This window comes from Mycoplana azooxidifex (assembly GCF_014196765.1).
Lineage (GTDB): Bacteria > Pseudomonadota > Alphaproteobacteria > Rhizobiales > Rhizobiaceae > Mycoplana > Mycoplana azooxidifex.
Genome location: NZ_JACIEE010000004.1, coordinates 151,334 through 176,673, shown reverse-complemented (window position 1 = coordinate 176,673; position 25,340 = coordinate 151,334). Strand labels below are relative to the sequence as shown.

Genomic DNA, 25,340 nt, shown 5'->3' with positions numbered 1-25,340 from the left:
CGTATATTTCTTTCCTCACGGAGATCTTCTGCAGTGCCCATGAAGCAGGATTGGGACAAGGTCTCCGCCTATCCGGAACACGGCGTCACCGACAAATTGAAGGCGAAGGTGGCTGCAGGCGAGATGCAGGCCGACCCGCTGCAGGCCGCGATGGCACAGCGGTTCGATGTGCTTCTTCACGCCATCCAGGCGCAGCGGCCGGCGCGCAAGTCGAGTGCGCTCGGCTGGCTGTTCGCCGCGCGCAAGCCGGAGAAATCCGCAGTTCCACGCGGCCTCTACATCCATGGCGGGGTTGGCCGCGGCAAGACCATGCTCATGGACCTGTTCTTCTCGCTCGTGCCGATCAAGCGCAAGCGCAGGGCCCATTTCCATGAATTTATGGCCGATGTGCACGATCGCATCCACCAGCATCGCCAGAAGCTGAAGAACGGCGAGACCAAGCAGGCCGATCCAGTGCCGCCCGTGGCCGAGGCTCTGATCGCGGAGGCACGGCTTCTGTGCTTCGACGAGTTTTCCGTGACGGATATCGCCGATGCGATGATCCTGTCACGGCTGTTTTCGGAACTGTTCGCGCGCGGCTGCATCCTGGTCGCCACCTCGAATGTCGAGCCGGACAACCTCTACAAGGACGGCCTCAACCGCGGCCTGTTCCTGCCCTTCGTCGACCTGCTCAAGAAGCACGTCGATATCGTCGCGCTGGATTCGGGGACGGACTACCGGCTGGAGAAGGACGAGGGCCTGCCCGTGTTCCGTCATCCGCTCGGGGCGGAGGCGGACCAGGCCATGGACAGGGCCTGGACGCGGGAGACGGCGGGGAACGAGGTGAAGCCGGCGACCATCGGCTTCCGGGGGCGCGAGATCGCCGTTCCCGCCGCCGCCGGACGGGCGGCCCGCTTTGCCTTCGCCGATCTCTGCGAAAAGCCGCTGGGTGCTGCCGACTACCTCGCCGTCCTGAAGCGCTACGACACGATCTTCGTCGACCATATTCCCTTTCTCGGTCCCGACCGGCGCAACGAGACGAAGCGCTTCATCAACCTCGTCGACACGATCTACGATCACGGCGCCCGCCTGTTCGCCTCCGCCGCGGCGGCGCCGGAGAGCCTTCTGGTTGCGAAGAAGGGAACGGAAGGCTTCGAATTCGACCGGACGGTTTCGCGGCTGATCGAGATCCGCAGCGTCGAGTATGCGGAAAACCATCGGCGGAACGCGGTAGAATTGTGACGACCTTGCGACAGATTTTCTTACGTTTACGTAAGAAAATGATGATCTAACCGATTGAAATATCTATACCAAAAAGTATTAGTTGATATTTAAGGCTTTGGGCGCTAATCCGTTTGCCCGGACGGTCCCGGCGTTTGCGACGCCGACCGATCGGAGATGGATCGCAAAGGAAGCACTTTCATGGCGCGCAAGAAGATCGCACTTATTGGTTCTGGAATGATCGGTGGCACGCTGGCGCATCTGGCCGGCCTGAAGGAACTGGGCGACATCGTTCTGTTCGACATCGCCGACGGCGTTCCGCAGGGCAAGGGTCTCGACATCGCCCAGTCCTCGCCCGTCGAAGGCTTCAATGCCTCGCTCACCGGCGCCAGCGACTACGCGGCGATCGAGGGCGCCGACGTCTGCATCGTCACCGCCGGCGTCGCCCGCAAGCCGGGCATGAGCCGCGACGACCTGCTCGGCATCAACCTCAAGGTCATGGAACAGGTCGGCGCCGGCATCAAGAAGTATGCCCCGAACGCCTTCGTGATCTGCATCACCAACCCGCTCGACGCCATGGTCTGGGCTCTCCAGAAGTTCTCCGGCCTGCCGAAGAACATGGTGGTCGGCATGGCCGGCGTGCTGGATTCGTCGCGTTTTCGCCTGTTCCTGTCGGAAGAATTCAAGGTTTCGGTCCAGGACGTCACGGCCTTCGTTCTCGGTGGCCACGGCGACACCATGGTGCCGCTCGCCCGTTACTCGACTGTCGGCGGCATTCCGCTGACCGACCTGGTCAAGATGGGCTGGCTCACCAAGGAGCGCCTCGAAGAAATCATCCAGCGCACCCGCGACGGCGGCGCCGAAATCGTCGGCCTGCTCAAGACCGGTTCTGCCTATTACGCTCCGGCTGCCTCGGCCATCGAGATGGCGGAATCCTTCCTCAAGGACAAGAAACGTGTTCTGCCTTGCGCCGCTTACCTTTCCGGCCAGTACGGCGTGAAGGATATGTATGTCGGCGTGCCGACCATCATCGGCGCCGGCGGCATCGAGCGCATCATCGAGATCGATCTCAACAAGACCGAGCAAGAAGCATTCGACAAGTCTGTCGGCGCCGTCGCCGGACTTTGTGAAGCCTGCATCAACATCGCTCCGGCGCTGAAGTAATCGCTTCGGCCAAGAGAGAGGGATTCCCATGAACATTCATGAATACCAGGCCAAGGCTCTCCTGAAGGGCTACGGCGCACCGGTCGCCGAAGGTGTGGCCATCCTCAAGGTCGAAGAGGCCGAGGCTGCTGCGAAGAAGCTTCCCGGCCCGCTCTACGTGGTCAAGAGCCAGATCCATGCCGGCGGTCGCGGCAAGGGCAAGTTCAAGGAACTCGGCCCCGACGCCAAGGGCGGCGTTCGCCTGGCCAAGTCGATCGACGAAGTCGTCGCCCACGCCAAGGACATGCTCGGCAACACGCTGGTGACCGCGCAGACGGGCGAGGCCGGCAAGCAGGTCAACCGCCTCTATATCGAGGATGGCGCCGACATCGACCGCGAACTCTACTGCTCGCTGCTGGTCGACCGCTCGGTCGGCAAGGTCGCCTTCGTAGTTTCGACCGAGGGTGGCATGGACATCGAGGCTGTCGCCCACGACACGCCGGAGAAGATCCACACGATCGCCATCGACCCGGAAGCCGGCGTGACGGCTGACGACGTTGCCAAGATCTCCAAGGCTCTCGAGCTTTCGGGTGCTGCCGCAGAAGATGCCAAGGCGCTGTTCCCGGCGCTCTACAAGGCCTTCGGCGAAAAGGACATGGCGCTCCTCGAGGTCAACCCGCTGATCGTCATGAAGGACGGCCACCTGCGCGTTCTCGACGCCAAGATGTCGTTCGACGGCAACGCGCTGTTCCGCCACGACGACGTGAAGTCGCTGCGCGACGAAACCGAAGAAGACGCCAAGGAAATCGAAGCCTCCAAGTGGGACCTCGCTTACGTTGCGCTCGACGGCAACATCGGCTGCATGGTCAACGGTGCGGGCCTCGCCATGGCGACGATGGACATCATCAAGCTCTACGGCAAGGAGCCGGCGAACTTCTGTGACGTCGGGGGCGGCGCCGGCAAGGACAAGGTTGCTGCGGCCTTCAAGATCATCACGGCCGACCCGAAGGTCGAGGGCATCCTGGTCAACATCTTCGGCGGCATCATGAAGTGCGACGTCATCGCCGAGGGCGTTGTCGCCGCCGTGCAGGAAGTCGGCCTGAAGGTTCCGCTCGTCGTGCGCCTCGAAGGCACCAATGTCGAGCTCGGCAAGAAGATCCTGAACGAGTCGGGTCTGGCGATCACGGCAGCTGACGATTTGGACGATGCCGCCAAGAAGATCGTCGCGGCGATCAACGCCTAATTTGAGGACCTGATACATGTCTATTCTCGTCAACAAAGACACCAAGGTCCTCGTCCAGGGCCTGACCGGCAAGACCGGCACCTTCCACACCGAACAGGCGCTCGCCTATTACGGTACGCAGATGGTCGGCGGCATCCACCCGAAGAAGGGTGGGGAGACCTGGACCGGCTCGAAGGGTGAAAGCCTGCCGATTTTCGCAACCGTTGCCGAAGGCAAGGAAAAGACCGGTGCCGACGCGTCCGTGATCTACGTCCCGCCGGCAGGTGCTGCGGACGCGATCATCGAGGCGATCGACGCCGAAATCCCGTTCATCACCTGCATCACCGAGGGCATTCCGGTTCTGGACATGGTGCGCGTCAAGGCTCGCCTCGACCGCTCCAAGTCGCGCCTGCTCGGCCCCAACTGCCCGGGCATCCTGACGCCAGAAGAATGCAAGATCGGCATCATGCCGGGCTCGATCTTCCGCAAGGGGTCGGTCGGCATTGTCTCCCGCTCCGGTACGCTGACCTATGAGGCCGTGTTCCAGACGTCGAACGAGGGCCTCGGCCAGACGACGGCTGTCGGCATCGGCGGCGACCCGGTCAAGGGCACCGAGTTCATCGACGTGCTGGAGATGTTCCTCGCCGACGAAGCCACCCAGTCGATCATCATGATCGGCGAAATCGGCGGCGCGGCCGAGGAAGAGGCAGCGCAGTTCCTGATCGACGAGGCCAAGAAGGGTCGCAAGAAGCCGATGGCAGGCTTCATCGCCGGTCGTACCGCTCCGAAGGGCCGCACCATGGGCCATGCCGGTGCCGTCGTTTCCGGCGGCAAGGGCGACGCGGAATCGAAGATCGCCGCCATGGAAGCGGCCGGCATCAAGGTGTCGCCTTCTCCGGCGCGCCTCGGCAAGACACTCGTCGAAGTCCTGAAGGGCTGAGACGAACGACAGGGGCGGCCGGCCCAGCGCCGGCTGCCTGTTCCCATCGCCCGGCCCGTCGACGAGGACGAGCTTTGCGGGCGGGCGTTTCCCCCGGGCGCACCTTCCGGGGTCGATTGAAGTCAGGAGGCGGGCGCGGCGCCCGCGAGCGACCATGGCAAGACAAGACGCCAACGAACAGTTTCAGGTGACGTCGTTCCTCGACGGTGCCAATGCAGCCTATATCGAACAGCTCTATGCCCGCTACGAGCAGGATCCATCCTCCGTGGCGCCCGAATGGCAGGGCTTCTTCAAGGCTCTCGACGACCGGTCCGCCGACATCGCGAAGGCGGCACAGGGCGCGTCCTGGAAGAAGAAGAACTGGCCGATCGCCGCCAATGGCGAACTGGTGTCGGCGCTCGACGGCGACTGGGGCACGGTCGAAAAGGCCGTGGAGAAGAAGGTCAAGGCCAAGGCCGAGGAGACTGCGGTTTCGACCGGCGTCCCGGTCAATGCCAGCGACGTCCAACAGGCGAGCCGCGACAGCGTGCGCGCCATCATGATGATCCGCGCCTACCGCATGCGCGGCCACCTGCACGCCAAGCTCGACCCGCTCGGCCTTGCCGATCCGGTGGAGGACTACGACGAACTGTCGCCGAAGTCCTACGGCTTCTCGGAAGCGGACTACAGCCGCCCGATCTTCCTCGACAATGTGCTGGGTCTCGAATACGCGACGATCCCGCAGATGATCGAGATCCTCGAGCGCACCTACTGCTCGACGCTCGGCGTCGAGTTCATGCACATCTCCGATCCGGAGATCAAGGCGTGGATCCAGGAGCGCATCGAGGGCCCCGACAAGGGGGTCGAGTTCACGCCGGAAGGCAAGAAGGCGATCCTGCAGAAGCTGATCGAGTCGGAAGGCTTCGAGCAGTTCATCGACGTCAAGTACAAGGGCACCAAGCGCTTCGGTCTGGACGGCGGTGAATCTCTGATCCCGGCGCTCGAGCAGATCATCAAGCGCGGCGGGCAGGAAGGGCTGAAGGAGATCGTCCTCGGCATGGCCCATCGCGGCCGCCTGAACGTGCTGTCCCAGGTGATGGCCAAGCCGCACCGGGCGATCTTCCACGAGTTCAAGGGCGGCTCCTACGCACCCGACGACGTCGAAGGCTCCGGCGACGTGAAGTACCATCTCGGTGCTTCCTCCGACCGCGAGTTCGACAACAACAAGGTCCACCTATCGCTGACGGCGAACCCCTCTCACCTGGAGATCGTCAACCCGGTCGTGATGGGCAAGGCGCGTGCCAAGCAGGACCAGATGGCGACGGTCTTCGAGGGCGACATCATCCCCTTGCGCGAGCGTGCCAAGGTCATGCCGCTGCTTATCCACGGCGACGCAGCCTTTGCCGGCCAGGGCGTCATTTCCGAAATCCTCGGCCTTTCCGGCCTGCGCGGGTATCGCGTCGCCGGAACGATGCACGTCATCATCAACAACCAGATCGGCTTCACCACCAATCCGGCCTTCTCGCGCTCGTCGCCCTATCCGTCCGACGTCGCCAAGATGATCGAGGCGCCGATCTTCCACGTCAACGGCGACGATCCGGAAGCGGTCGTCTACGCCGCCAAGATCGCGACCGAATACCGGATGAAGTTCCACAAGCCGGTCGTGCTCGACATGTTCTGCTACCGCCGCTTCGGCCACAACGAAGGCGACGAGCCGGCGTTCACGCAGCCGAAGATGTACAAGGCGATCCGCGCCCACAGGACGGTCGTGCAGATCTACGGCCAGCGCCTGATCGACGAGGGGCTGATCACCGAAGGCGAATTCGAGAAGATGAGGGCCGATTGGCGCGCCAGGCTCGAACAGGAGTTCGACGCCGGCCAGTCCTACAAGCCGAACAAGGCCGACTGGCTGGACGGCGTGTGGTCTGGCCTGCGCGCCGCCGACAATGCCGACGAGCAGCGTCGCGGCAAGACCTCGGTGCCGATGAAGCAGTTGAAGGAGATCGGCCGCAAGCTCTCCACCACTCCGGAAAGCTTCAAGGCGCACCGCACGATCCAGCGCTTCATGGATAACCGCGCCCAGATGATCGAGACCGGCGAAGGCCTCGACTGGGCGATGGGCGAGGCGCTCGCCTTGGGCACGCTCTGCGTCGAGGGCACCAAGATCCGCCTGTCCGGCCAGGACAGCGAGCGCGGCACGTTCTCGCAGCGCCATTCGGTTCTCTACGACCAGGAAACCGAAGAGCGCTACATTCCGCTCGCCAACCTGTCGCCGACCCAGGGCCGCTACGAGGTCATCAACTCGATGCTCTCGGAAGAAGCGGTGCTCGGCTACGAATACGGCTACTCGCTGGCGCGGCCGAATGCGCTGACGTTGTGGGAAGCCCAGTTCGGCGACTTCGCCAACGGCGCGCAGGTGGTGTTCGACCAGTTCATCTCGTCGGGCGAGCGCAAGTGGCTGCGCATGTCGGGCCTCGTCTGCCTGCTGCCGCACGGCTACGAGGGCCAGGGACCGGAGCATTCCTCGGCCCGCCTCGAGCGATTCCTGCAACTCTGCGCGGAAGACAACATGCAGGTCGCCAACATCACGACGCCGGCGAACTACTTCCACATCCTGCGCCGGCAGATCAAGCGCGACTTCCGCAAGCCGCTGATCCTGATGACGCCGAAGTCGCTGCTGCGCCACAAGCGGGCGGTCTCGAGCCTGTCGGAGCTTGCCGGCGAAAGCTCGTTCCACCGCCTGTTGTGGGACGACGCAGAGGTGATCAAGGACGGCCCGATCAAGCTGCAGAAGGATGCCAAGATCCGCCGCGTCGTCATGTGCTCGGGCAAGGTCTACTACGACCTGCTCGAAGAGCGCGAGAAGCGGGGCGTCGACGACGTCTACCTGCTGCGTCTGGAGCAGCTCTACCCGTTCCCGGCCAAGGCACTCATCAACGAGCTGTCGCGCTTCCGTCATGCGGAGATGGTCTGGTGCCAGGAAGAGCCGAAGAACATGGGCGCCTGGTCGTTCATCGACCCGTACCTGGAGTGGGTGCTCGCCCACATCGATGCCAAGCACCAGCGCGTCCGCTATACCGGCCGTCCGGCAGCAGCTTCGCCGGCGACGGGCCTGATGTCGAAGCACCTCGCACAATTGGCGGCGTTCCTCGAGGACGCGCTCGGCGGCTAAGGGGAGGGTGGCGCGATGGCATATTTCCACTTGAGGCTCGTGCCGCCGCGCCCCACCTTTCCGCATGACGCGACGGAGCCGGAGGTGAAGGCCTGGGGCATGGCGCTCGTCGAGGTGGAGAATGCTGAAGAGGCCCAATTGCTTGCCGATGCCGATCCGGTAATCCTTGCCGGGATCGGCTTCCGGTTCGATATCGCACCCATGCCGACCCTGATCCTCCGGTCGTAACACGCCGGTTTTCCGCAACAGAATTCAACCCATTCAACATTTCAGGACTTGAACAATGGCAACTGAAATCCGCGTTCCGACCCTCGGCGAATCCGTCAGCGAAGCGACCGTCGGCACCTGGTTCAAGAAGGTCGGCGACACCGTCAAGGCGGACGAACCGCTCGTCGAACTGGAAACCGACAAGGTGACCGTCGAAGTGCCGGCGCCGGCTTCCGGCGTCCTGTCAGAGATCGTTGCGCCGAACGGCGAGACGGTCGGCCTCGGGGCACTGCTCGGCCAGATCGCCGAGGGCGCTTCCGCCGGTGCCGCAGCTCCCGCCGCCAAGGCTGCCGAGACGGCACCCGCCGCAGCATCCGCACCTGCTCCTGCAGCAGCACCGGCCGCCGCTGCCGCGCCGGCTGCGGCTTCCTCGTCCATGCCGCCGGCTCCGGCGGCGGCGAAGATCCTCGCTGAGAACAACCTTTCCGCCGATCAGGTGGACGGCTCCGGCAAGCGCGGCCAGGTGCTGAAGGGCGACGTGCTCGCCGCCGTCGCCAAGGGCATTGCGGCGCCGGCAGCCTCGGCTGCACCCATCCAGATCCAGGCCCGCGCGCCTTCGCCGGAAGCAGACGCCCCGCGCGAAGAACGCGTGAAGATGACGCGCCTGCGCCAGACCATCGCCAAGCGTCTGAAGGATGCGCAGAACACCGCCGCCATGCTGACCACCTACAACGAGGTGGACATGAAGGCGATCATGGACCTGCGCACCAAGTACAAGGATATCTTCGAGAAGAAGCACGGCGTGAAGCTCGGCTTCATGGGCTTCTTCACCAAGGCCATCACGCATGCGCTGAAGGAACTGCCGGCCGTCAACGCCGAGATCGACGGCACCGACATCATCTACAAGAATTATTGTCATGTCGGCATGGCCGTCGGCACTGACAAGGGCCTCGTCGTTCCGGTGATCCGCGACGCCGACCAGATGTCGATCGCCGAGATCGAAAAGGAGCTCGGTCGCCTTGCCAAGGCTGCCCGCGACGGCACCCTATCGATGGCCGACATGCAGGGCGGCACGTTCACCATCACCAATGGCGGCGTCTACGGCTCGCTGATGTCCTCGCCGATCCTGAACGCGCCGCAGTCGGGCATCCTCGGCATGCACAAGATCCAGGAGCGTCCGGTCGCGATCGGCGGCCAGGTCGTCATCCGTCCGATGATGTACCTGGCGCTCTCCTACGACCACCGCATCGTCGACGGCAAGGAAGCCGTGACGTTCCTGGTCCGGGTCAAGGAAAGCCTGGAAGATCCGGAACGCCTCGTTCTGGACCTGTAAGGACCGGCCGGGATGGACGCCGCAGCGCTCGCCACTTCACCGTTTCTCACGCTCGTGGCGTGGAGTGCGGCGCTGCTCGTCTTCCAGGTGATGCTGCAGGGGGCGCTGGCGACCCACGACCGCGGGGCGGACTGGAACGCCGGCCCGCGCGACGGCGAGGCCAAGCCGCTCGGCAAGCTCGCCGGGCGGGTGGAGCGGGCGTCTGCCAACCTGCGCGAGACCTATCCGGCCTTCATCGGCCTCGCGCTGGCGCTGGCCCTTTCCGGCGATCCGTCCGGCTGGGGCTATAGCGGCGCGCTCCTGTGGTTCGCCTGCCGCATTCTCTACATACCGCTTTACCTGGCGGGCATCGCCTATGTCCGCTCGCTGATCTGGCTCGGCTCGCTGGCTGGGCTTTTCGTGATGTTCGCTGCCCTCGTATTGTGATCGACGCGCCGCGTCCGCCGATCGGGCGCACCGGAGACTGGGATGCACACCTACCTGATCGAACTTGCTTCGCTGATGGCGATCTTCGCCTTTGCCATCGTCTCCCCCGGCGCCGACCTCGCCATGGTCATGCGTCAGTCGATCGTGCACGGCAGGCGGTCAGCGATCATCACCTCGTTCGGCATCGGCGCCTCGCTGATGTTCCACGTCAGCTACACGATCCTCGGTCTCGGCCTGATCATCTCCCAGTCGATCTACCTGTTCAACATCGTCAAATGGTGCGGCGTCGCCTATCTCGTCTATATCGGCATCAAGGCGCTCAGGGCCGGCCGGACGGAGATCGATGCTCCCGCGGCCGCGGGCGCTGCGGACGGCAAGCGGCAGCCGGCGCTGCGGGCCTTCGGCCTCGGCTTCATGGCGAATGTGCTGAACCCCAAGGCGGTCTTTTTCTTCCTGTCGATCTTCTCCACCGTCGTCAGCGCGCATACGCCGATGACGATCAAGTTCGGCTACGGGCTCGTGATGGCGACCTGCCTGATTTGCTGGTTCATCGGCGTGTCCCTGTTCATGACGACGCCCAGGATGCGCGCGGCCTTCTCGCGCGCCAGCCAGTGGATCGATCGCACAAGCGGGGTCGTCTTCATCGCGCTCGGCATCAAGCTTGCGACGGAACGGGCCGGTTGATCCATGCGCGTCTGCCGCCCTCTCCTGATGGCATCGGTCCTTTCGATCTCGCTTACGAGCGCGTCGCTGGCGGCGCAGTGCCCGCAAGCGCAGGCGATCTATGTCGACAGGGACGAGGTCTATGAGCTCGCCTTCGAGCCGGTCGGGTCGGAGGCGGCGGTGGTCAGCCACCTGTTCAAAATCCGGCAGGTGAAGGGCGGGCTGCTCCTGAACGGCCATATCATGCCCGGCGACGAGGTGGCGCGGTCGAACGGCATGATCATGCACAATTGCCCGACGGGTGACGTGACCGGCGAGGAGATCGCCGCCTGCACCGTCTGGGAAGGGGTGATCTATCCGGTCGGCGCGGACGGAAACATCGGCGAAACGGTGCCCGAGGAGGGCGAGGAGGCCGCCGAGCGGCTGCTGCTCGCCGGTTTCGGTCCGGCGCTTCGCTACTCCAATGCCTGGGAAGAGAAGAAGCTCACCAGCGTTCCCTGGGACGTCCTGGTCTACAAGGGGTGCGCGCAATGATCGACAGTCCCGTCCTGCTCGTGACCGGCGGAAGCCGCGGTATCGGTGCCAGCGTCTGCCGGCTGGCGGCTGCGGCCGGATGGCAGGTGGCCGTGAACTACGCGTCGAATGCGGCTGCGGCCGAAGCGGTCGTTGACGATATCCGCAAGGGCGGTGGCTCGGCCGTGGCGGTGGAAGGCGATGTGGGCACCGAGATGGGCCTGGCCTCCATCTTTTCCGCCGTGGATGCGACGTTCTCGCGGCTCGACGGGCTCGTCAACAATGCGGGCATCATCGGCCATCCCGCCCGGGTGGACGAGATCGGCGTCGACCGGCTCGACCGCCTGTTCGCCGTCAACGTTATCGGCTCGATCCGCTGCGCGCAGGAAGCCGTCCGGCGGATGTCCACCCGCCACGGCGGCCGCGGCGGGTCGATCGTCAACATCTCCTCCATGGCCGCCGTGCTCGGCGCGGCCGGCCAGTATGTCGACTATGCCGCGACCAAGGGCGCCATCGAGAGCTTCACCATCGGCCTAGCACGCGAGGTCGCCGCCGAAGGCATCCGCGTCAACCTGGTGCGCCCCGGCATCATCGACACCGATATCCACGCTTCCGGCGGGCTGCCGGACCGGGCGCGCGACCTGGCGCCGGCCATTCCCATGCAGCGACCGGGCACGCCCGACGAAGTGGCGCAGTCCGTTCTCTATCTACTCTCCGACGCGGCATCCTATGTCACGGGTGCCGCCCTCAACGTCAGCGGCGGCCGCTAGGCCAGCCGCGCTCAGGAAGGACATTCAATGGCATATGATCTCGTTGTTATCGGTTCCGGTCCGGGCGGCTACGTCTGCGCCGTCAAGGCGGCCCAGCTCGGCCTGAAGGTCGCCGTCGTCGAGAAGCGCGCGACCTATGGCGGCACCTGCCTCAACATCGGCTGCATTCCGTCCAAGGCGCTGCTGCACGCCTCCGAGATGTATAGCCACGCCGCCCACGGCATGGATGCGCTGGGGATCGAGGGGCTGACGCCGAAGCTGAACCTGATGAAGATGCTGGCCCACAAGGACGCGACGGTGAAGTCGAACGTCGACGGCGTCGCCTTCCTGTTCAAGAAGAACAAGATCGACGGCATCCAGGGCACCGGCAAGGTGCTGGGCGCCGGCAAGGTCGGTGTGACCAGCGACAAAGGCGAGGAGCAGGTCCTGGAAACGAAGGCGATCGTGATCGCCACAGGCTCTGACGTCGCCGGCATCCCGGGCGTGAAGGTGGATATCGATGAGACCGTCATCGTCTCCTCCACCGGCGCGATCGCGCTGGAGAAGGTGCCGGAGAACCTGATCGTCGTCGGCGGCGGCGTGATCGGGCTCGAGCTCGGCTCTGTGTGGATGCGTCTTGGTTCCAAGGTCACGGTCGTCGAGTACCTCGACACGATCCTCGGCGGCATGGACGGCGAGGTCTCCAAGCAGTTCCAGCGCATGCTCGCCAAGCAGGGCATGGATATTCGCGTCGGCGCGAAGGTGACCGGCGTCGAGAAGACCAAGTCCGGCGCGAAGGTGACCTTCGAACCGGTCAAGGGCGGCGAGGCCACCACGATCGAGGCCGACGTGGTGCTGATCGCCACCGGACGCCGGCCCTATACGGATGGGCTGGGCCTTGCCGAAGCGGGCGTCGCGCTCGACAGCCGCGGCCGCGTCGAGATCGACGGCCACTTCCAGACCAACGTTGCCGGCATCTACGCGATCGGCGACGTCGTGCGCGGCCCGATGCTGGCCCACAAGGCCGAGGACGAGGGCGTGGCGCTGGCCGAGATCCTGGCGGGCCAGGCCGGCCACGTGAACTACGACGTGATCCCGAGCGTGGTCTACACCCAGCCGGAAGTCGCCTCTGTCGGCAAGACAGAGGAGGAGCTGAAGGCCGCGGGCACCGCCTACAAGGTCGGCAAGTTCCCGTTCTCGGCAAACGGCCGCGCGCGGGCGATGCTCGCCACCGACGGCTTCGTCAAGATCCTGTCCGACAAGGAGACCGACCGCGTCCTCGGCGGCCATATCGTCGGCTTCGGCGCCGGCGAGATGATCCACGAGATCACCGTTCTGATGGAATTCGGCGGCTCGGCCGAAGATCTGGCCCGTACCTGCCATGCGCACCCGACCATGTCGGAGGCGGTCAAGGAAGCAGCGCTCGGCGCTTTCTTCAAGCCGATCCATATGTGATCCGGCCAGGATCGGAAAACGTCAAGCCCCGGTCGGCAGGTGCAGACCGGGGCTTCTTTTTGTCGTGCTTGCGACGGAAACCGAGGCTCGCGATGTGGGCCGGCGACCTATCGTACCGGCGTCAGCGTAAATCCCGCCGAGCGCAGCAATTCCACCACGCCTTCCTTGCCCGGCAGGTGCAGGGCGCCGACGGCGATGAAGACGTTGCCATCGGCGAGGATGGGTGCGGCGCGCTCCGCCATGCGGTGGTTGCGGTCGATGATGATGCGCTGTTCGAAGTCGGCGTAGCCGCTGTCGTCGCTTTCGATGCCCGGCGGCGGCACGCGCATCAACGGCAGGATCATGCCGGTCTGTCCGGAGAGATAGAGCTGGCTCATCGTCTCGATGACGTCCTCGATACCGTCGCCGAGCTGTACCACTTGGAGGAGGCCTGCCAGCTGCGGCTCGAGCGGCAGGCCGTCGAGCGCGGTGATCTGTTCGACCATCGTCTCCAGTCCCTTCAGCGTCTTGCCGTCATCGAGCGCATCCTGCGCGAGCTTCTGGTCGAGGAAGGCCATGCCCGCCTGCTTGCGGGCCATTTCGCAGGTGGGAATGGCCACGAAGCTCATGATCATCCACGGCTTCATGCGCGACACCGCCGCAAGCGAGAGGCCGCGCGCGTTCAGGCCTTCGGCGAGGATTGCCGCGTCCTTCTCGCCCAGCAATCCGGTGATCGTCCGGCCGTCGGTAAACATGGTAAGGTCGGGGCGGGCGAGGATGGCCGCGCTCGCCTTCTTCACATCGGCAATCTCGTCGGATTCGACGACGACCGTCCGTGCTTCGGCGTAGGCCGCCTGTGCCGCGTCCGGCATCGCGACCACCCGCGGATCGGTCACGTGCATGGTGCCGAGCAGGTAGGAGGGCGGCGTGCCCGGTTTCTCGATCTTCCAGAAAATGCCCTCGCCGTTCGGCGACGCCTTTGCCTCCCCGACCAGCTTCGCATAGGCGGCCGGATCGCTCGCCTGCAGTTCGGGAAGCAGGTTCTTGCCGGCGCAGGCGGCGGGCTCGGCGGCGTTTGCGGGCGACAGCGACAGCAGGACGAAGAGGAAGGACGCGGCGACAAGGACATGCAGCGAGGCTGCGAGCCACAGCATCGTATCGGCCAGACGGTCCGGGAAGACTGCCCGCGGCTGGAAAGGCGATCGGTTCATGATGTTCGGTGTCCCTGCGATGTCCCTGCGGTTTTCCTTCCAACCCTAGCCGTCCGGCCCTCACAATCCCTTAACGGGCGGCGCGGTGCGCGTGGGCGCAAAGGCTCGGGCCCCATCATGGCGAGGCGCCGTGGCCGTCGTGGGGCGAAATCAGGCGCGGGGATGGGCGCGGTCGTAGATCTCCAGCAGCCGGGCCGAATCGACGCCGGTATAGACCTGGGTCGTCGACAGGCTCGCGTGCCCCAGCAGTTCCTGGATGGTGCGCAGGTCGCCGCCGCCGGCAAGAAGATGGGTGGCGAAGGAGTGACGAAGCGCGTGCGGGGTGGCGCTGTCGGGCAGGCCGAGCGCGCCGCGCAGCTTCTGCATCTCGCGCTGGATGATCGCGGGCTGCAGTGGGCCTCCGCGGGTGCCGCGAAAGAGCGGCTTGTCGCGGGCGAGCGGGATGGGGCAGAGGCGCAGGTAGTCTTCGACGCCGTCTCGCGCCGCCTGCAGGAGTGGGACGATGCGGGTCTTGCCGCCCTTGCCGGTGATGCGAAGCGCCGTCGGGGCGCCGGCAAAGTCCTCCGGCGTCAATGCCAGCGCTTCAGAGATGCGCAGGCCGCAGCCGTAGAGAAGCGTCAGCACCGCTGCGTTGCGCACGCTGATCCAGGGCTCCTCCGACAATTGGGTGCCGGCATCGACAACGGAGAGCGCCTGCAGGTCGGTCAGGGGCTTGGGCAGGGATTTCGGCTGCTTCGGCGAACGGATCGCCGCTGCACCGGCTGCGTTGACGAGACCCTTGCGTTCCAGGTGGCGCAGGAAGGAGCGCAGGCCCGCCAGGCCGCGGCCGAGCGTGCGGGCACCTGCCCCGTCCCTCCGACGTGCGGCGAGAAATCCGCGCAGGTCCGCCGGCCGCAGATTGCCGATGTCCTTCAGGCGTGCGGGCGAGGCGAGGTGGCCGGTGAGGAAGGCCAGAAACTGGCGCGTGTCGCGCTCATAGGCTTCCAGCGTATTGTCCGAAAGCCGTCGCTCCTCGGCCAGCGCCGAAAGCCACGAGGCGCGCTCGTCCAGCAGGGACGGGTCGGCAATAATGAGCAGTTGATCCATGTTCGCGGCCTGTTGCTTCGGGCAGTCCATCTTGCCGCCACGCGGTTAGGGATTTGTTAACATTGACATCGTTCCTGTCACGCTTAGATCATATGGACCTGCGATACGGAGCTGGACTCGGACAGGCGGACCCATGGCAAGACGTGACTCGGGAACAGCGTTCGCACATCTCGCGGAGGCAGTGGCGCTCGTCTCGCACGGGCAGCCCGGCCACATCGTCGACACGCTGATCGCCGAGCGCGGCACCCGCATCGTCGAGCACCCGCTATGGCCGGTCATGCGGCCATTCCTCCATATACTCCTCAACTATCGCCGGGCGATCGAATTCGCCGATGCGGTCGCCAACTTGCCCGGTTTCCAGGCCCTGGAATTCCTCAGTTCCGCGCTGGAGCTGGACGTGGCGGTGCGCCACGAGGAACGCATTCCGGAAAAGGGCGGCTTCCTGCTCGTCAGCAACCATCCGACGGGGATCGCCGACGGGGTTGCCGTCTTCGACCTGATGAAGCGCCGGCGGCCCGACATGATGTTCTTCGCCAACCGCGATGCCATCCGGGTCAATCCGCGCTTCGTCGAGATGATCATCCCGGTCGAATGGCGCGAGGAACACAAGAGCAAGCTGAAGGCGCGCGAAACGCTGCAGATCACCAACCGGACGATCGCCGAGGGCAAGGCCGCCGTCCTCTTTCCCTCCGGCCGCATCGCCTATTGGGCGAACGGGCGGCTGAACGAACGGCCGTGGAAGATTTCCGCGGTCTCGCTTTCGCGCAAGTACGACCTGCCGATCCTTCCCGTCCATATGACGGCGCGCAATTCCGGGTTGTTCTACTGGCTCGCCAAATGGTCGACGGAACTGCGGGACATGACCGTGTTCCACGAACTCCTGAACAAGAAGGGCAATCGCTTCGAGTTCACCGTCGGCAACATGATCCGGCCGGAGCAACTGGCCGGCGATCCGGTTGACGTCACCAGGGCGCTGGAGCGCCATTGCGTGTTCTCGCTGGCCGCAGATTCGGACGCACGGTTTCAGTCCCTCTGACCGCGGTTCAGCTTTTTCCCTTTTCTCCGCCGGCCGGAATCGCTTAGTTGAGGCGATGATGCTGCGCTCCATGCTTGCCGAAAACTACCGTTCGCTACGGTCGATCCGCATGGATCTCGGCCAGGTGAACCTGTTCGTCGGCGAGAACGGTACCGGAAAGTCCAATCTCTACCGCTCGCTCCAGCTCGTCCAGGCGGCCGCGCGCGGGACGCTTGCAAGCGAGATCGCAGCCGAAGGCGGCATGGCGTCGGTGCTGTGGACGGGGCGCAGGAAACCGAACGAGCCGGTTCGCGTCCGGCTCGAGGCCGAGATTCTCGACGAGGAACGCGCCATAACCTTCCGATACGGGATCGAGGCGGGGTTGCGGCCGCCGGCGGCCGCCGGGTTCGCATTCGAGCCGCAGATCAAGACCGAGGAGCTTTCGATCGAGACCGGGCGGCGCCCGGTCACCGTCCTGAAGCGTGCCGGCCCGGGCATCATGGTGCGCGGCGAGACGGGGCGGATGGAGGAGCATCCGGAACAGGCGCTGACCTCGGAGACGGCGCTCTCCCTTCTCGGCGATGCGGGGCACTATCCCGAGATCGGCGCCTTCCGCCGGGCGGTGCTGCAATGGCGCTTCTTCCACGGCTTCCGAACCGACCGCGATTCGCCGCTTCGCCAGCCGTGCCTTTCCGTCACCGCGCCGATGCTCGACGAGGACGGAGGCAATCTTGCTGCCGTGTTTGCCACGCTCGCCCATATCCGGCAGGACACGGTCGACCTCGAAAGGGCGATCGCCGATGCCTTCGAAGGAGCGCGGCTGTCGATACTGGAGCCCGGCGAGTTCGCCTCCTTCGGGTTGGTGTTTCCGCAGTTTCCGAAGCGGCTGTTCCAGCCGCGCGAATTGTCAGACGGGCAGATCCGCTTCCTGGCGCTCGCCGCCGCACTCCTTTCCTATCGCAGCCCGCCGCTGGTGGCGCTGAACGAGCCGGAGGCGAGCCTGCATCCCTCCATGCTGGCGCCGCTGGCAGCGATGATCGCCAGCGCCTCGCGCACCAGCCAGGTCTGGCTCGTCACCCATTCGGAACTTCTGGCGCGCGAGGTGGAGAGCCGCTGCGGGGTGCGGGCAAGGCGGGTGATCCGCAACGACGGGGCCACCTGGATCGAAGGGATGCGCCTGAGCGGAGAGATCGCGGAGGACGAAGCGTGAGCGTGCGGCCTGCCTTCCTTCCGTTCCGGCATCACCGGTCTCGCAACGTCCATCGTGGGGGCGGTGGGCGATGAACCGGCTGACCGACGATCTGTTCGGCGGCGCGCCGAAGCTGAAGACTGCGCCCGTGCTGGTGCCGATGCCGGCGCCGCGGGCCTATTCCTATTCGGTGCCCGACGACATGGCGGTCGAGCCCGGCTCGATCGTGCAGGTGCCGCTCGGCTCGCGGCTCGTGGCCGGCGTCGTCTGGGACCGGCTCGGCGAGGACGACGTCGACCCGAAGAAGCTGCGGCCGATCGCGAAGGTGTTCGACTGCCCGCCGCTGACGAAGGAGATGCGTGCCTTCATCGACTGGGTTGCCGCCTATACGCTGACGCCGCCGGGGCTCGTGGCGCGCATGGCGCTGCGCGCGCCGGCCGCCTTCGACCCCGAACCGATGATCGAGGGGCTGCGCTTCACCGGCGTCCGCCCGGAGCGCATGACGGCTGCGCGCGAGCGGGTGTTGGCGTTGGTGGACGAAGGCTTTCCCTGGACCCGTTCCGGGCTTGCACATGCCGCCGGCACCTCCTCCAGCGTCATCGACGGGCTGGCCGCGCAGGGCAGTTTCGAGACGATCTTCCTGCCGCCGCCGCCGGTGGTTGCGCGGCCCGATCCCGACTATGCCGCCCCGCGGCTGGAAGGGCCGCAGACGGATGCCGCCGCCGATCTCGTCGAACAGATCCGCAACGGCCACTTCGCCGTCGCGCTGATCGACGGTATCACCGGCTCCGGCAAGACGGAGGTCTATTTCGAGGCGATCGCGGAGGTGCTGCGGCAGGGCCGGCAGGTGCTGATCCTGCTGCCCGAGATCGCGCTGACGGCGAGCTTTCTCGAACGCTTCCAGGATCGGTTCGGGGCAAAGCCGGCCGAGTGGCATTCGGATCTCGCGCCGCGGATGCGCGAGAAGGTGTGGCGGCAGGTGACGACCGGCGAGGTGCGCGTCGTCGCCGGCGCCCGCTCGGCATTGTTCCTGCCCTTCGAGGATCTCGGGCTCGTCATCGTCGACGAGGAGCACGATCCGGCCTACAAGCAGGAGGACCGGGTATTCTACAACGCCCGCGACATGGCGGTGGTGCGGGCCCGGATCGGCAATTTCCCGGCCGTGCTGGTATCGGCGACGCCATCGGTCGAAAGTCGCGTCAACGCCGACAACGGACGCTACCAGGTGCTGCACCTTCCGACGCGCTTCGGCGAGGCAGCGCTGCCCGACCTGCATCTCGTCGACCTGCGCCGGCATCCGCCCCAGCGCGGCGGCTTCCTGTCGCCGGTGATGATCCGGGCGATCGGCAAGACGGTGGAGCGCGGCGAGCAGGCGCTGCTCTTCCTCAATCGCCGGGGTTACGCACCGCTGACGCTCTGCCGCGTCTGCGGCCACCGGTTCCAGTGCCCGCAATGCGCAAGCTGGCTGGTCGAGCACCGGTTCCGCGGCCAGATCCAGTGCCATCACTGCGGCTATGCCGAGCGCACGCCGGAAGCCTGCCCCGAATGCGGCACCTTCGACCACCTGGCGGCCTGCGGTCCCGGCGTGGAGCGCATCGCCGAGGAAGTCGAGAAGCATTTCCCCGAGGCGCGCACCATCGTGCTTTCCTCCGACCTGATGGGCGTCAAGCGGCTGCGGCTGGAACTCGAGGCGATCGCAAAGGGCGAGGCCGACATCGTGATCGGCACCCAGCTCGTGGCCAAGGGGCACAATTTTCCGTTGATGACGTTGGTCGGGATTGTCGATGCCGACCTCGGCCTTTCCAACGGCGACCCGCGGGCGGCCGAGCGCACCTTCCAGCTCCTGTCGCAGGTAACCGGCCGTGCGGGGCGTACGGGGCTGAAAAGCCATGGCCTGATCCAGACCTACCAGCCGCTTCATCCCGTCATGCAGGCGATCGTTTCGGGCGACGCCCGCGACTTCTACGAGCGCGAGGTCGGCGAACGCGAAAAGGCCATGCTGCCACCCTTCGGCCGGCTTGCCTCGGTGATCGTCTCCGCCGACAGCCGGGCGGAGGCGGAGGGCCATGCCCGCGGCCTGCGGCAGTCCGCACCGGGCATCTCCGGCATCGCGATCCTCGGACCGGCGGAGGCGCCGCTGGCGCTGATTCGCGGGCGCCACCGGTTCCGGCTGCTGGTGCACGGCCAGCGTTCCAGCGACATGCAGGCCTATCTGAGGACCATGCTGGCGAACGGCCCTAAGGAGCGGGGCTCCATCCTCGTGCAGGTCGATATCGATCCGCAGAGCTTCCTCTAGCCCTGGCAAATCGGTCACCGGACGTTCGGCAAGGATCTTCCGGGTGCCTCGGTGTCACTTTGTCGCAGGTGTCGGCAAGGGGCGGCAGCGGCTTCTCGGTCGATCGCCTTCCCACCTCGTCCGTCGGGAGATGCGCCCGGCGCGTGTAAAAACCGCGGCCGACGGATTCCGTGCGGCGTGCGAGTGTGCCATAAGGCAGTCGGATCAGGCAGTGCCGGGGGAGCGTTCATGGAGTTCTACATTCCGACCGATACGGGCGAACTCCTGGCCTTCTGCGCGGCGCTCGCCGCCTGCCTGCTCGGGCTCGTCGGGCTGTTCGCACCGCGGTTTTCGTTGAAGGTGAACGGCCTCCAGTTGCGCGACAGCAGCAACGAAGGCTACGCCGCCGCCCGGTCGCTTGGCGGCTTCCATGCGGGGCTGGCGCTCTGTGCCGTGATGGTCGCGCAGGACTGGGCCTATCTCGCAATCGGATCCGCCTTCGCGCTCGCTTCCTTCGGCCGCATCCTCTCGATGATGTCGGACGCCTCGTTCACGCTCAGGAGCCTGGGGCTTCTCGTGATGCAGCTCGCCCTGTCGCTGCTGCCGCTTGCCTATGTTTTCGGTTTTGTCTGAGGCTTTTTCCGCTTCCGGGGGCAGCTTTCACCGGGACGGATTCATTTTTGCCAAAATTCGGGCCAAGGGTGCCCCACTTATCAAGGATTCCTGTGCCGCCGCGTGTTGCGAGTCCGAAGTTCCTATGCTAGACGAACCGCGAATTTCAGAAAAAGCGGGCGTCCAAGCTTGCGAGCGCTGAAGATAATCGCAACGAATTCAGGGTGTTAGGTTTACGGTCATTCCGCAAGCTGCTGCTCTGGATGAAAATAAGAGAAGCTTGTGCCCGTGGCAGACACATCCCAGCTTATTTCCGGTGTTGCAGAAAGATACGCGTCGTCGCTTTTCGAGCTGGCGCTCGAAGCCAAGAGCGTCGATGCCGTGGGTTCCGATCTCGCCCGCTTCCAGGCGATGATCGACGACAGTGCCGATCTCAAGCGCCTGATCCAGAGCCCCGTCTTCTCCGCCGAAGAGCAGGCGAAGGCCGTTGCCGCGATCGTCGCCAAGGCCGGCTTCTCCGGTCTCGTCACAAACTTCCTCAAGGTCGTGGCATCCAACCGCCGGCTCTTCGCCGTGCCGGGGATGATCAAGGCCTACCGCGTGATCGCCGCCCGCCAGCGTGGCGAGATCACGGCCGAAATAACCTCCGCGCACGCGTTGACCGCCGCGCAGGAGTCCGAATTGAAGGCGGCGCTCAAGGGCGTCACCGGCAAAGACGTGGCGATCGCCGTCACCGTCGACCCGTCCATTCTCGGTGGTCTGATCGTCAAGGTCGGGTCCCGCCAGATCGACACCTCCCTTCGCACCAAACTCTCTACCCTTAAGCTTGCACTGAAAGAGGTCGGCTGATGGATATCCGCGCCGCGGAAATCTCCGCAATTCTTAAAGATCAGATCAAAAACTTCGGCAAAGAGGCGGAAGTCTCGGAAGTCGGCCAGGTGCTTTCCGTCGGTGACGGTATCGCCCGTGTCTACGGCCTCGACAACGTCCAGGCCGGCGAAATGGTCGAGTTCCCGGGCGGAATTCGCGGCATGGCGCTGAACCTGGAAAGCGACAACGTCGGTGTCGTTATCTTCGGTTCGGACCGTGACATCAAGGAAGGCGACACCGTCAAGCGGACCGGCGCCATCGTGGACGTCCCGGTCGGTCCGGAACTGCTCGGCCGCGTCGTCGACGCGCTCGGCAACCCGATCGACGGCAAGGGCCCGATCAATGCCAAGCAGCGTTCGCGCGTCGACATCAAGGCTCCGGGCATCATTCCGCGCAAGTCGGTTCACGAGCCGATGTCGACCGGCCTCAAGGCCATCGATGCGCTGATCCCGGTCGGCCGCGGCCAGCGCGAGCTGGTCATCGGCGACCGCCAGACCGGCAAAACCGCGATCATTCTCGACACGATCCTGAACCAGAAGGCCATTCACGACAACGGTCCGGACAGCGAGAAGCTGTACTGCGTCTACGTCGCCATCGGCCAGAAGCGTTCGACGGTCGCCCAGTTCGTGAAGGTGCTCGAAGAGCGCGGCGCGCTGCAGTACTCGATCATCGTCGCTGCGACCGCTTCCGATCCGGCGCCGATGCAGTACCTCGCTCCGTTCGCCGGTTGCGCGATGGGCGAATACTTCCGCGACAACGGCAAGCATGCCCTGATCGGCTACGACGACCTTTCCAAGCAGGCTGTTGCCTACCGCCAGATGTCGCTGCTGCTGCGCCGCCCGCCGGGCCGCGAAGCCTATCCGGGCGACGTCTTCTACCTGCACTCCCGTCTACTCGAGCGCGCTGCAAAGCTGAACGACGAGATGGGCGCTGGTTCGCTGACGGCGCTGCCGGTCATCGAGACCCAGGGCAACGACGTTTCTGCGTTCATCCCGACCAACGTGATCTCGATCACCGACGGCCAGATCTTCCTTGAAACCGACCTGTTCTACCAGGGCATCCGCCCGGCCGTGAACGTCGGTCTGTCGGTTTCCCGCGTGGGTTCCTCTGCACAGATCAAGGCGATGAAGCAGGTTGCCGGCTCGATCAAGGGCGAACTCGCCCAGTATCGCGAAATGGCCGCCTTCGCCCAGTTCGGTTCGGACCTCGACGCTGCGACGCAGCGCCTGCTGAACCGTGGTGCACGCCTGACCGAACTCCTGAAGCAGCCGCAGTTCTCGCCGCTGAAGACGGAAGAGCAGGTCGCCGTGATTTTCGCCGGCGTCAACGGCTACCTCGACAAGCTGCCGGTCGCACAGGTCGGCAAGTTCGAACAGGGTCTGCTTTCCTACATGCGTACGGAAGGCAAGGGCATCCTCGACACGATCCGCACGGACAAGGCCATCAGCGACGACACCAAGGGCAAGCTCAAGGCTGCTCTTGACGCCTTCGCCAAATCCTTTGCCTGAGCGGGCTCCATTCTAGGACGGAAAACGGATGCCTTCACTTAAGGATCTGAAGAACCGGATCGCCTCCGTCAAGGCGACGCAGAAGATCACCAAGGCGATGAAGATGGTCGCCGCGGCGAAGCTTCGGCGTGCGCAGGAGGCGGCCGAGGCCGCCCGGCCCTACTCGCAGCGCATGGGCGCTGTCCTGGCCAATATCGCCCAGGCGGTTGGTCAGGACGACAGCGCGCCGCGCCTGATGACGGGCACCGGCAAGGATGACGTGCACCTGCTCGTCGTCTGCACGGCGGAACGCGGCCTTTGCGGCGGCTTCAACTCGCAGATCGCCCGCCTTGCTCGCGACCATTCGCGTAAGCTTCTCGCGAACGGCAAGACGGTCAAGATCATCTGCGTCGGCAAGAAGGGCTTCGACATCCTTCGCCGTGAGTTCGCATCGCTGATCATCGACCGTGTCGACCTGCGCGAAGTCAAGAAGCTCGGCTTCGGCAATGCCGACGAGATCGGCCGCAAGGTCATCGCGCTGTTCGACAAGGGCGAGTTCGACGTCTGCACGCTGTTCTATTCTGAGTTCAAGTCGGTCATCGCGCAGATCCCGACAGCCCAGCAGCTGATCCCGGCGTCTGCCGGCGAAGCTGCCGAGCAGTCCGATGCGATCTACGACTATGAGCCCGATGCGGCAGCGATCCTCGGCGATCTCATCCCGCGCAACATCTCCGTCCAGATCTTCCGGGCCCTGCTCGAGAACGTCGCCGGCGAGATGGGTGCCAAGATGAGCGCCATGGACAACGCGACCCGCAATGCCGGTGAAATGATCAACAAGCTGACGCTCAACTACAACCGTCAGCGCCAGGCTCAGATCACCAAGGAACTCATCGAAATCATCTCGGGCGCTGAAGCGCTCTAAGGACCAGGACAAAGAGGGTAAGAGATATGGCTAAGGCAGCTACCCCGAAGGATACCGCAGCGGCGAAAAAGCCGGCTGCGACCAAGACGGCAGCAGCGGCGGCTCCGGCCGCAGCAGCAGCCAAGGCTCCGGCCGCAACGAAGGCTCCGGCCGCTGCCAAGGCGCCGGCTGCGAAGACTGCTGTCGCCAAGGCCGCCACGAAGGCTGCCGCTCCGGCCGCTTTCGTCGCGACCGGTCGCGTGACGCAGGTCATCGGCGCCGTCGTCGACGTCGCCTTCGACGGTGACCTGCCGAAGATCCTGAACGCGCTCGAAACCGACAACAACGGCAACCGCCTTGTTCTCGAAGTCGCCCAGCACCTCGGCGAGAACACCGTTCGCACGATCGCCATGGACGCGACCGAAGGTCTCGTCCGCGGCCAGCCCGTTGCCGACACGGGGGCTCCGATCTCGGTTCCGGTCGGCGATCAGACGCTCGGCCGTATCATGAACGTCATCGGCGAGCCGGTCGACGAAGCCGGTCCGCTGGATCGCAGCACCCTGCGCGCCATCCACCAGGAAGCGCCGGCCTATGTCGAGCAGTCCACGGAAGGCCAGATCCTCGTCACCGGCATCAAGGTCGTCGACCTTCTCGCGCCTTACGCAAAGGGCGGAAAGATCGGCCTGTTCGGCGGCGCCGGCGTCGGCAAGACCGTTCTCATCATGGAACTGATCAACAACGTCGCCAAGGCGCACGGTGGTTACTCGGTGTTCGCAGGCGTGGGTGAACGTACCCGCGAAGGCAACGACCTCTATCACGAAATGATCGAATCGGGCGTCAACAAGCTCGGCGGCGGCGAAGGCTCCAAGGCAGCACTCGTCTACGGCCAGATGAACGAACCGCCGGGCGCCCGCGCCCGCGTCGCCCTGACCGGTCTGACCATCGCCGAGGACTTCCGCGACAAGGGCCAGGACGTTCTGTTCTTCGTCGACAACATCTTCCGCTTCACCCAGGCAGGTTCGGAAGTGTCGGCTCTGCTCGGCCGTATTCCTTCGGCCGTGGGCTATCAGCCGACGCTCGCCACCGACATGGGCCAGATGCAGGAACGCATCACGACCACGACCAAGGGTTCGATCACCTCGGTCCAGGCCATCTACGTTCCCGCCGACGACTTGACCGACCCGGCGCCGGCAACCTCGTTCGCCCACCTGGACGCAACGACGGTTCTGTCGCGCTCGATCGCCGAAAAGGGCATCTACCCGGCCGTCGACCCGCTTGACTCGACCTCGCGCATGCTCGACCCGATGATCGTCGGCGAAGAGCACTACGAGATCTCGCGCAAGGTGCAGACGACCCTGCAGCGCTACAAGTCGCTCCAGGACATCATCGCCATCCTCGGCATGGACGAACTGTCGGAAGACGACAAGCTGGCCGTCGCCCGCGCCCGCAAGATCGAACGCTTCCTGTCGCAGCCGTTCTTCGTGGCCGAAGTCTTCACCGGTTCGCCGGGCAAGCTGGTCGCCCTCGAAGACACGATCAAGGGCTTCAAGGGCCTGGTTAACGGCGAGTACGACCACCTGCCGGAAGCCGCCTTCTACATGGTCGGCTCCATCGAGGAAGCCGTCGAGAAGGCGAAGAAGCTGGCTGCCGAAGCCGCTTGATCCCGACAGTCCCGGACGCCTGCTTGGCGGGCGTCCGTTCCTGACCTGATGA

General features: G+C 65.0%; 22 protein-coding genes. 20 read left to right on the top strand and 2 right to left on the bottom strand.

What is annotated here, in order from left to right:
• Nucleotides 1-39 precede the first annotated feature (39 nt).
• From zapE to lpdA, 12 genes are all read left to right on the top strand, one after another.
• Nucleotides 40-1,221, top strand: coding sequence for a cell division protein ZapE (zapE, locus tag GGQ64_RS10130; protein ID WP_183804233.1), 1,182 nt, complete (start codon nucleotides 40-42; stop codon nucleotides 1,219-1,221).
• 180 nt (nucleotides 1,222-1,401) lie between these two features.
• Entirely contained in the window at nucleotides 1,402-2,364 is a 963-nt protein-coding gene (gene mdh / locus GGQ64_RS10125) for a malate dehydrogenase (protein WP_183803101.1), read from the top strand.
• Between the two features lie 28 nt (nucleotides 2,365-2,392).
• A complete protein-coding gene (gene sucC / locus GGQ64_RS10120; protein ID WP_183803098.1) occupies nucleotides 2,393-3,586 on the top strand; it encodes an ADP-forming succinate--CoA ligase subunit beta in 1,194 nt (397 codons plus the stop codon).
• A 16-nt stretch (nucleotides 3,587-3,602) separates the two neighbouring features.
• On the top strand, nucleotides 3,603-4,505 hold the full coding sequence (gene sucD / locus GGQ64_RS10115) for a succinate--CoA ligase subunit alpha (protein WP_183803095.1): 903 nt from the start codon (nucleotides 3,603-3,605) through the stop codon (nucleotides 4,503-4,505).
• 154 nt (nucleotides 4,506-4,659) lie between these two features.
• Nucleotides 4,660-7,656 (top strand): 2-oxoglutarate dehydrogenase E1 component, encoded by a 2,997-nt coding sequence (locus GGQ64_RS10110; RefSeq protein WP_183803092.1) that lies wholly within the window; start codon nucleotides 4,660-4,662, stop codon nucleotides 7,654-7,656.
• 15 nt (nucleotides 7,657-7,671) lie between these two features.
• Nucleotides 7,672-7,884: a YciI family protein gene (locus tag GGQ64_RS10105; protein ID WP_183803089.1), complete on the top strand. Its 213-nt coding sequence runs from the start codon at nucleotides 7,672-7,674 to the stop codon at nucleotides 7,882-7,884.
• Between the two features lie 55 nt (nucleotides 7,885-7,939).
• Nucleotides 7,940-9,196 carry a 2-oxoglutarate dehydrogenase complex dihydrolipoyllysine-residue succinyltransferase gene (gene odhB / locus GGQ64_RS10100; protein WP_183803086.1) on the top strand — a complete coding sequence of 419 codons (1,257 nt, stop codon included), beginning with the start codon at nucleotides 7,940-7,942 and terminating at the stop codon, nucleotides 9,194-9,196.
• Nucleotides 9,197-9,208: 12 nt separating this feature from the next.
• The gene (locus tag GGQ64_RS10095) at nucleotides 9,209-9,622 is read left to right on the top strand and encodes an MAPEG family protein (RefSeq protein WP_183803082.1); all 414 of its coding nucleotides are present in this window, start codon (nucleotides 9,209-9,211) and stop codon (nucleotides 9,620-9,622) included.
• A gap of 42 nt (nucleotides 9,623-9,664) precedes the next feature.
• Complete coding sequence (locus GGQ64_RS10090; protein ID WP_183803079.1) at nucleotides 9,665-10,306, top strand: LysE family translocator; 642 nt, start codon at nucleotides 9,665-9,667, stop codon at nucleotides 10,304-10,306.
• A gap of 3 nt (nucleotides 10,307-10,309) precedes the next feature.
• A complete protein-coding gene (locus GGQ64_RS10085; protein ID WP_183803076.1) occupies nucleotides 10,310-10,819 on the top strand; it encodes a hypothetical protein in 510 nt (169 codons plus the stop codon).
• Nucleotides 10,816-11,568, top strand: a complete 753-nt coding sequence (locus tag GGQ64_RS10080) for an SDR family oxidoreductase (RefSeq protein WP_183803073.1) — start codon at nucleotides 10,816-10,818, stop codon at nucleotides 11,566-11,568. Before GGQ64_RS10085 ends, GGQ64_RS10080 begins: the two co-directional genes overlap by 4 nt.
• Nucleotides 11,569-11,595: 27 nt before the next feature.
• Nucleotides 11,596-13,002 carry a dihydrolipoyl dehydrogenase gene (gene lpdA, locus GGQ64_RS10075; RefSeq protein WP_183803071.1) on the top strand — a complete coding sequence of 469 codons (1,407 nt, stop codon included), beginning with the start codon at nucleotides 11,596-11,598 and terminating at the stop codon, nucleotides 13,000-13,002.
• Nucleotides 13,003-13,109: 107 nt separating this feature from the next.
• On the opposite strand, the gene GGQ64_RS10070 is transcribed toward lpdA, so the two are convergent.
• Entirely contained in the window at nucleotides 13,110-14,192 is a 1,083-nt protein-coding gene (locus GGQ64_RS10070) for a TraB/GumN family protein (protein ID WP_183803069.1), read from the bottom strand.
• 150 nt (nucleotides 14,193-14,342) lie between these two features.
• Entirely contained in the window at nucleotides 14,343-15,278 is a 936-nt protein-coding gene (locus GGQ64_RS10065; protein ID WP_183803066.1) for a tyrosine recombinase XerC, read from the bottom strand.
• A gap of 133 nt (nucleotides 15,279-15,411) precedes the next feature.
• Between GGQ64_RS10065 and GGQ64_RS10060 the strand changes: the two genes are divergently transcribed.
• The 8 genes from GGQ64_RS10060 to atpD all read left to right on the top strand — a co-directional run bounded on the left by GGQ64_RS10060 (nucleotide 15,412) and on the right by atpD (nucleotide 25,288).
• Nucleotides 15,412-16,314 carry a GNAT family N-acetyltransferase gene (locus GGQ64_RS10060; protein WP_183803063.1) on the top strand — a complete coding sequence of 301 codons (903 nt, stop codon included), beginning with the start codon at nucleotides 15,412-15,414 and terminating at the stop codon, nucleotides 16,312-16,314.
• Nucleotides 16,315-16,369: 55 nt separating this feature from the next.
• Nucleotides 16,370-17,503, top strand: coding sequence for an AAA family ATPase (locus GGQ64_RS10055; RefSeq protein WP_183803059.1), 1,134 nt, complete (start codon nucleotides 16,370-16,372; stop codon nucleotides 17,501-17,503).
• Nucleotides 17,504-17,573: 70 nt separating this feature from the next.
• Nucleotides 17,574-19,778, top strand: coding sequence for a primosomal protein N' (locus GGQ64_RS10050; RefSeq protein ID WP_183803056.1), 2,205 nt, complete (start codon nucleotides 17,574-17,576; stop codon nucleotides 19,776-19,778).
• A gap of 228 nt (nucleotides 19,779-20,006) precedes the next feature.
• Nucleotides 20,007-20,390, top strand: coding sequence for an AGROH133_08824 family phage infection protein (locus tag GGQ64_RS10045; RefSeq protein ID WP_183803053.1), 384 nt, complete (start codon nucleotides 20,007-20,009; stop codon nucleotides 20,388-20,390).
• A gap of 261 nt (nucleotides 20,391-20,651) precedes the next feature.
• Nucleotides 20,652-21,218 carry a F0F1 ATP synthase subunit delta gene (locus tag GGQ64_RS10040; protein ID WP_183803050.1) on the top strand — a complete coding sequence of 189 codons (567 nt, stop codon included), beginning with the start codon at nucleotides 20,652-20,654 and terminating at the stop codon, nucleotides 21,216-21,218.
• A complete protein-coding gene (gene atpA, locus GGQ64_RS10035; protein ID WP_183803047.1) occupies nucleotides 21,218-22,747 on the top strand; it encodes a F0F1 ATP synthase subunit alpha in 1,530 nt (509 codons plus the stop codon). Before GGQ64_RS10040 ends, atpA begins: the two co-directional genes overlap by 1 nt.
• A gap of 28 nt (nucleotides 22,748-22,775) precedes the next feature.
• Nucleotides 22,776-23,648 (top strand): F0F1 ATP synthase subunit gamma, encoded by an 873-nt coding sequence (locus tag GGQ64_RS10030; protein ID WP_183803044.1) that lies wholly within the window; start codon nucleotides 22,776-22,778, stop codon nucleotides 23,646-23,648.
• 26 nt (nucleotides 23,649-23,674) lie between these two features.
• Nucleotides 23,675-25,288: a F0F1 ATP synthase subunit beta gene (atpD, locus tag GGQ64_RS10025; RefSeq protein ID WP_183803040.1), complete on the top strand. Its 1,614-nt coding sequence runs from the start codon at nucleotides 23,675-23,677 to the stop codon at nucleotides 25,286-25,288.
• Nucleotides 25,289-25,340 lie beyond the last annotated feature (52 nt).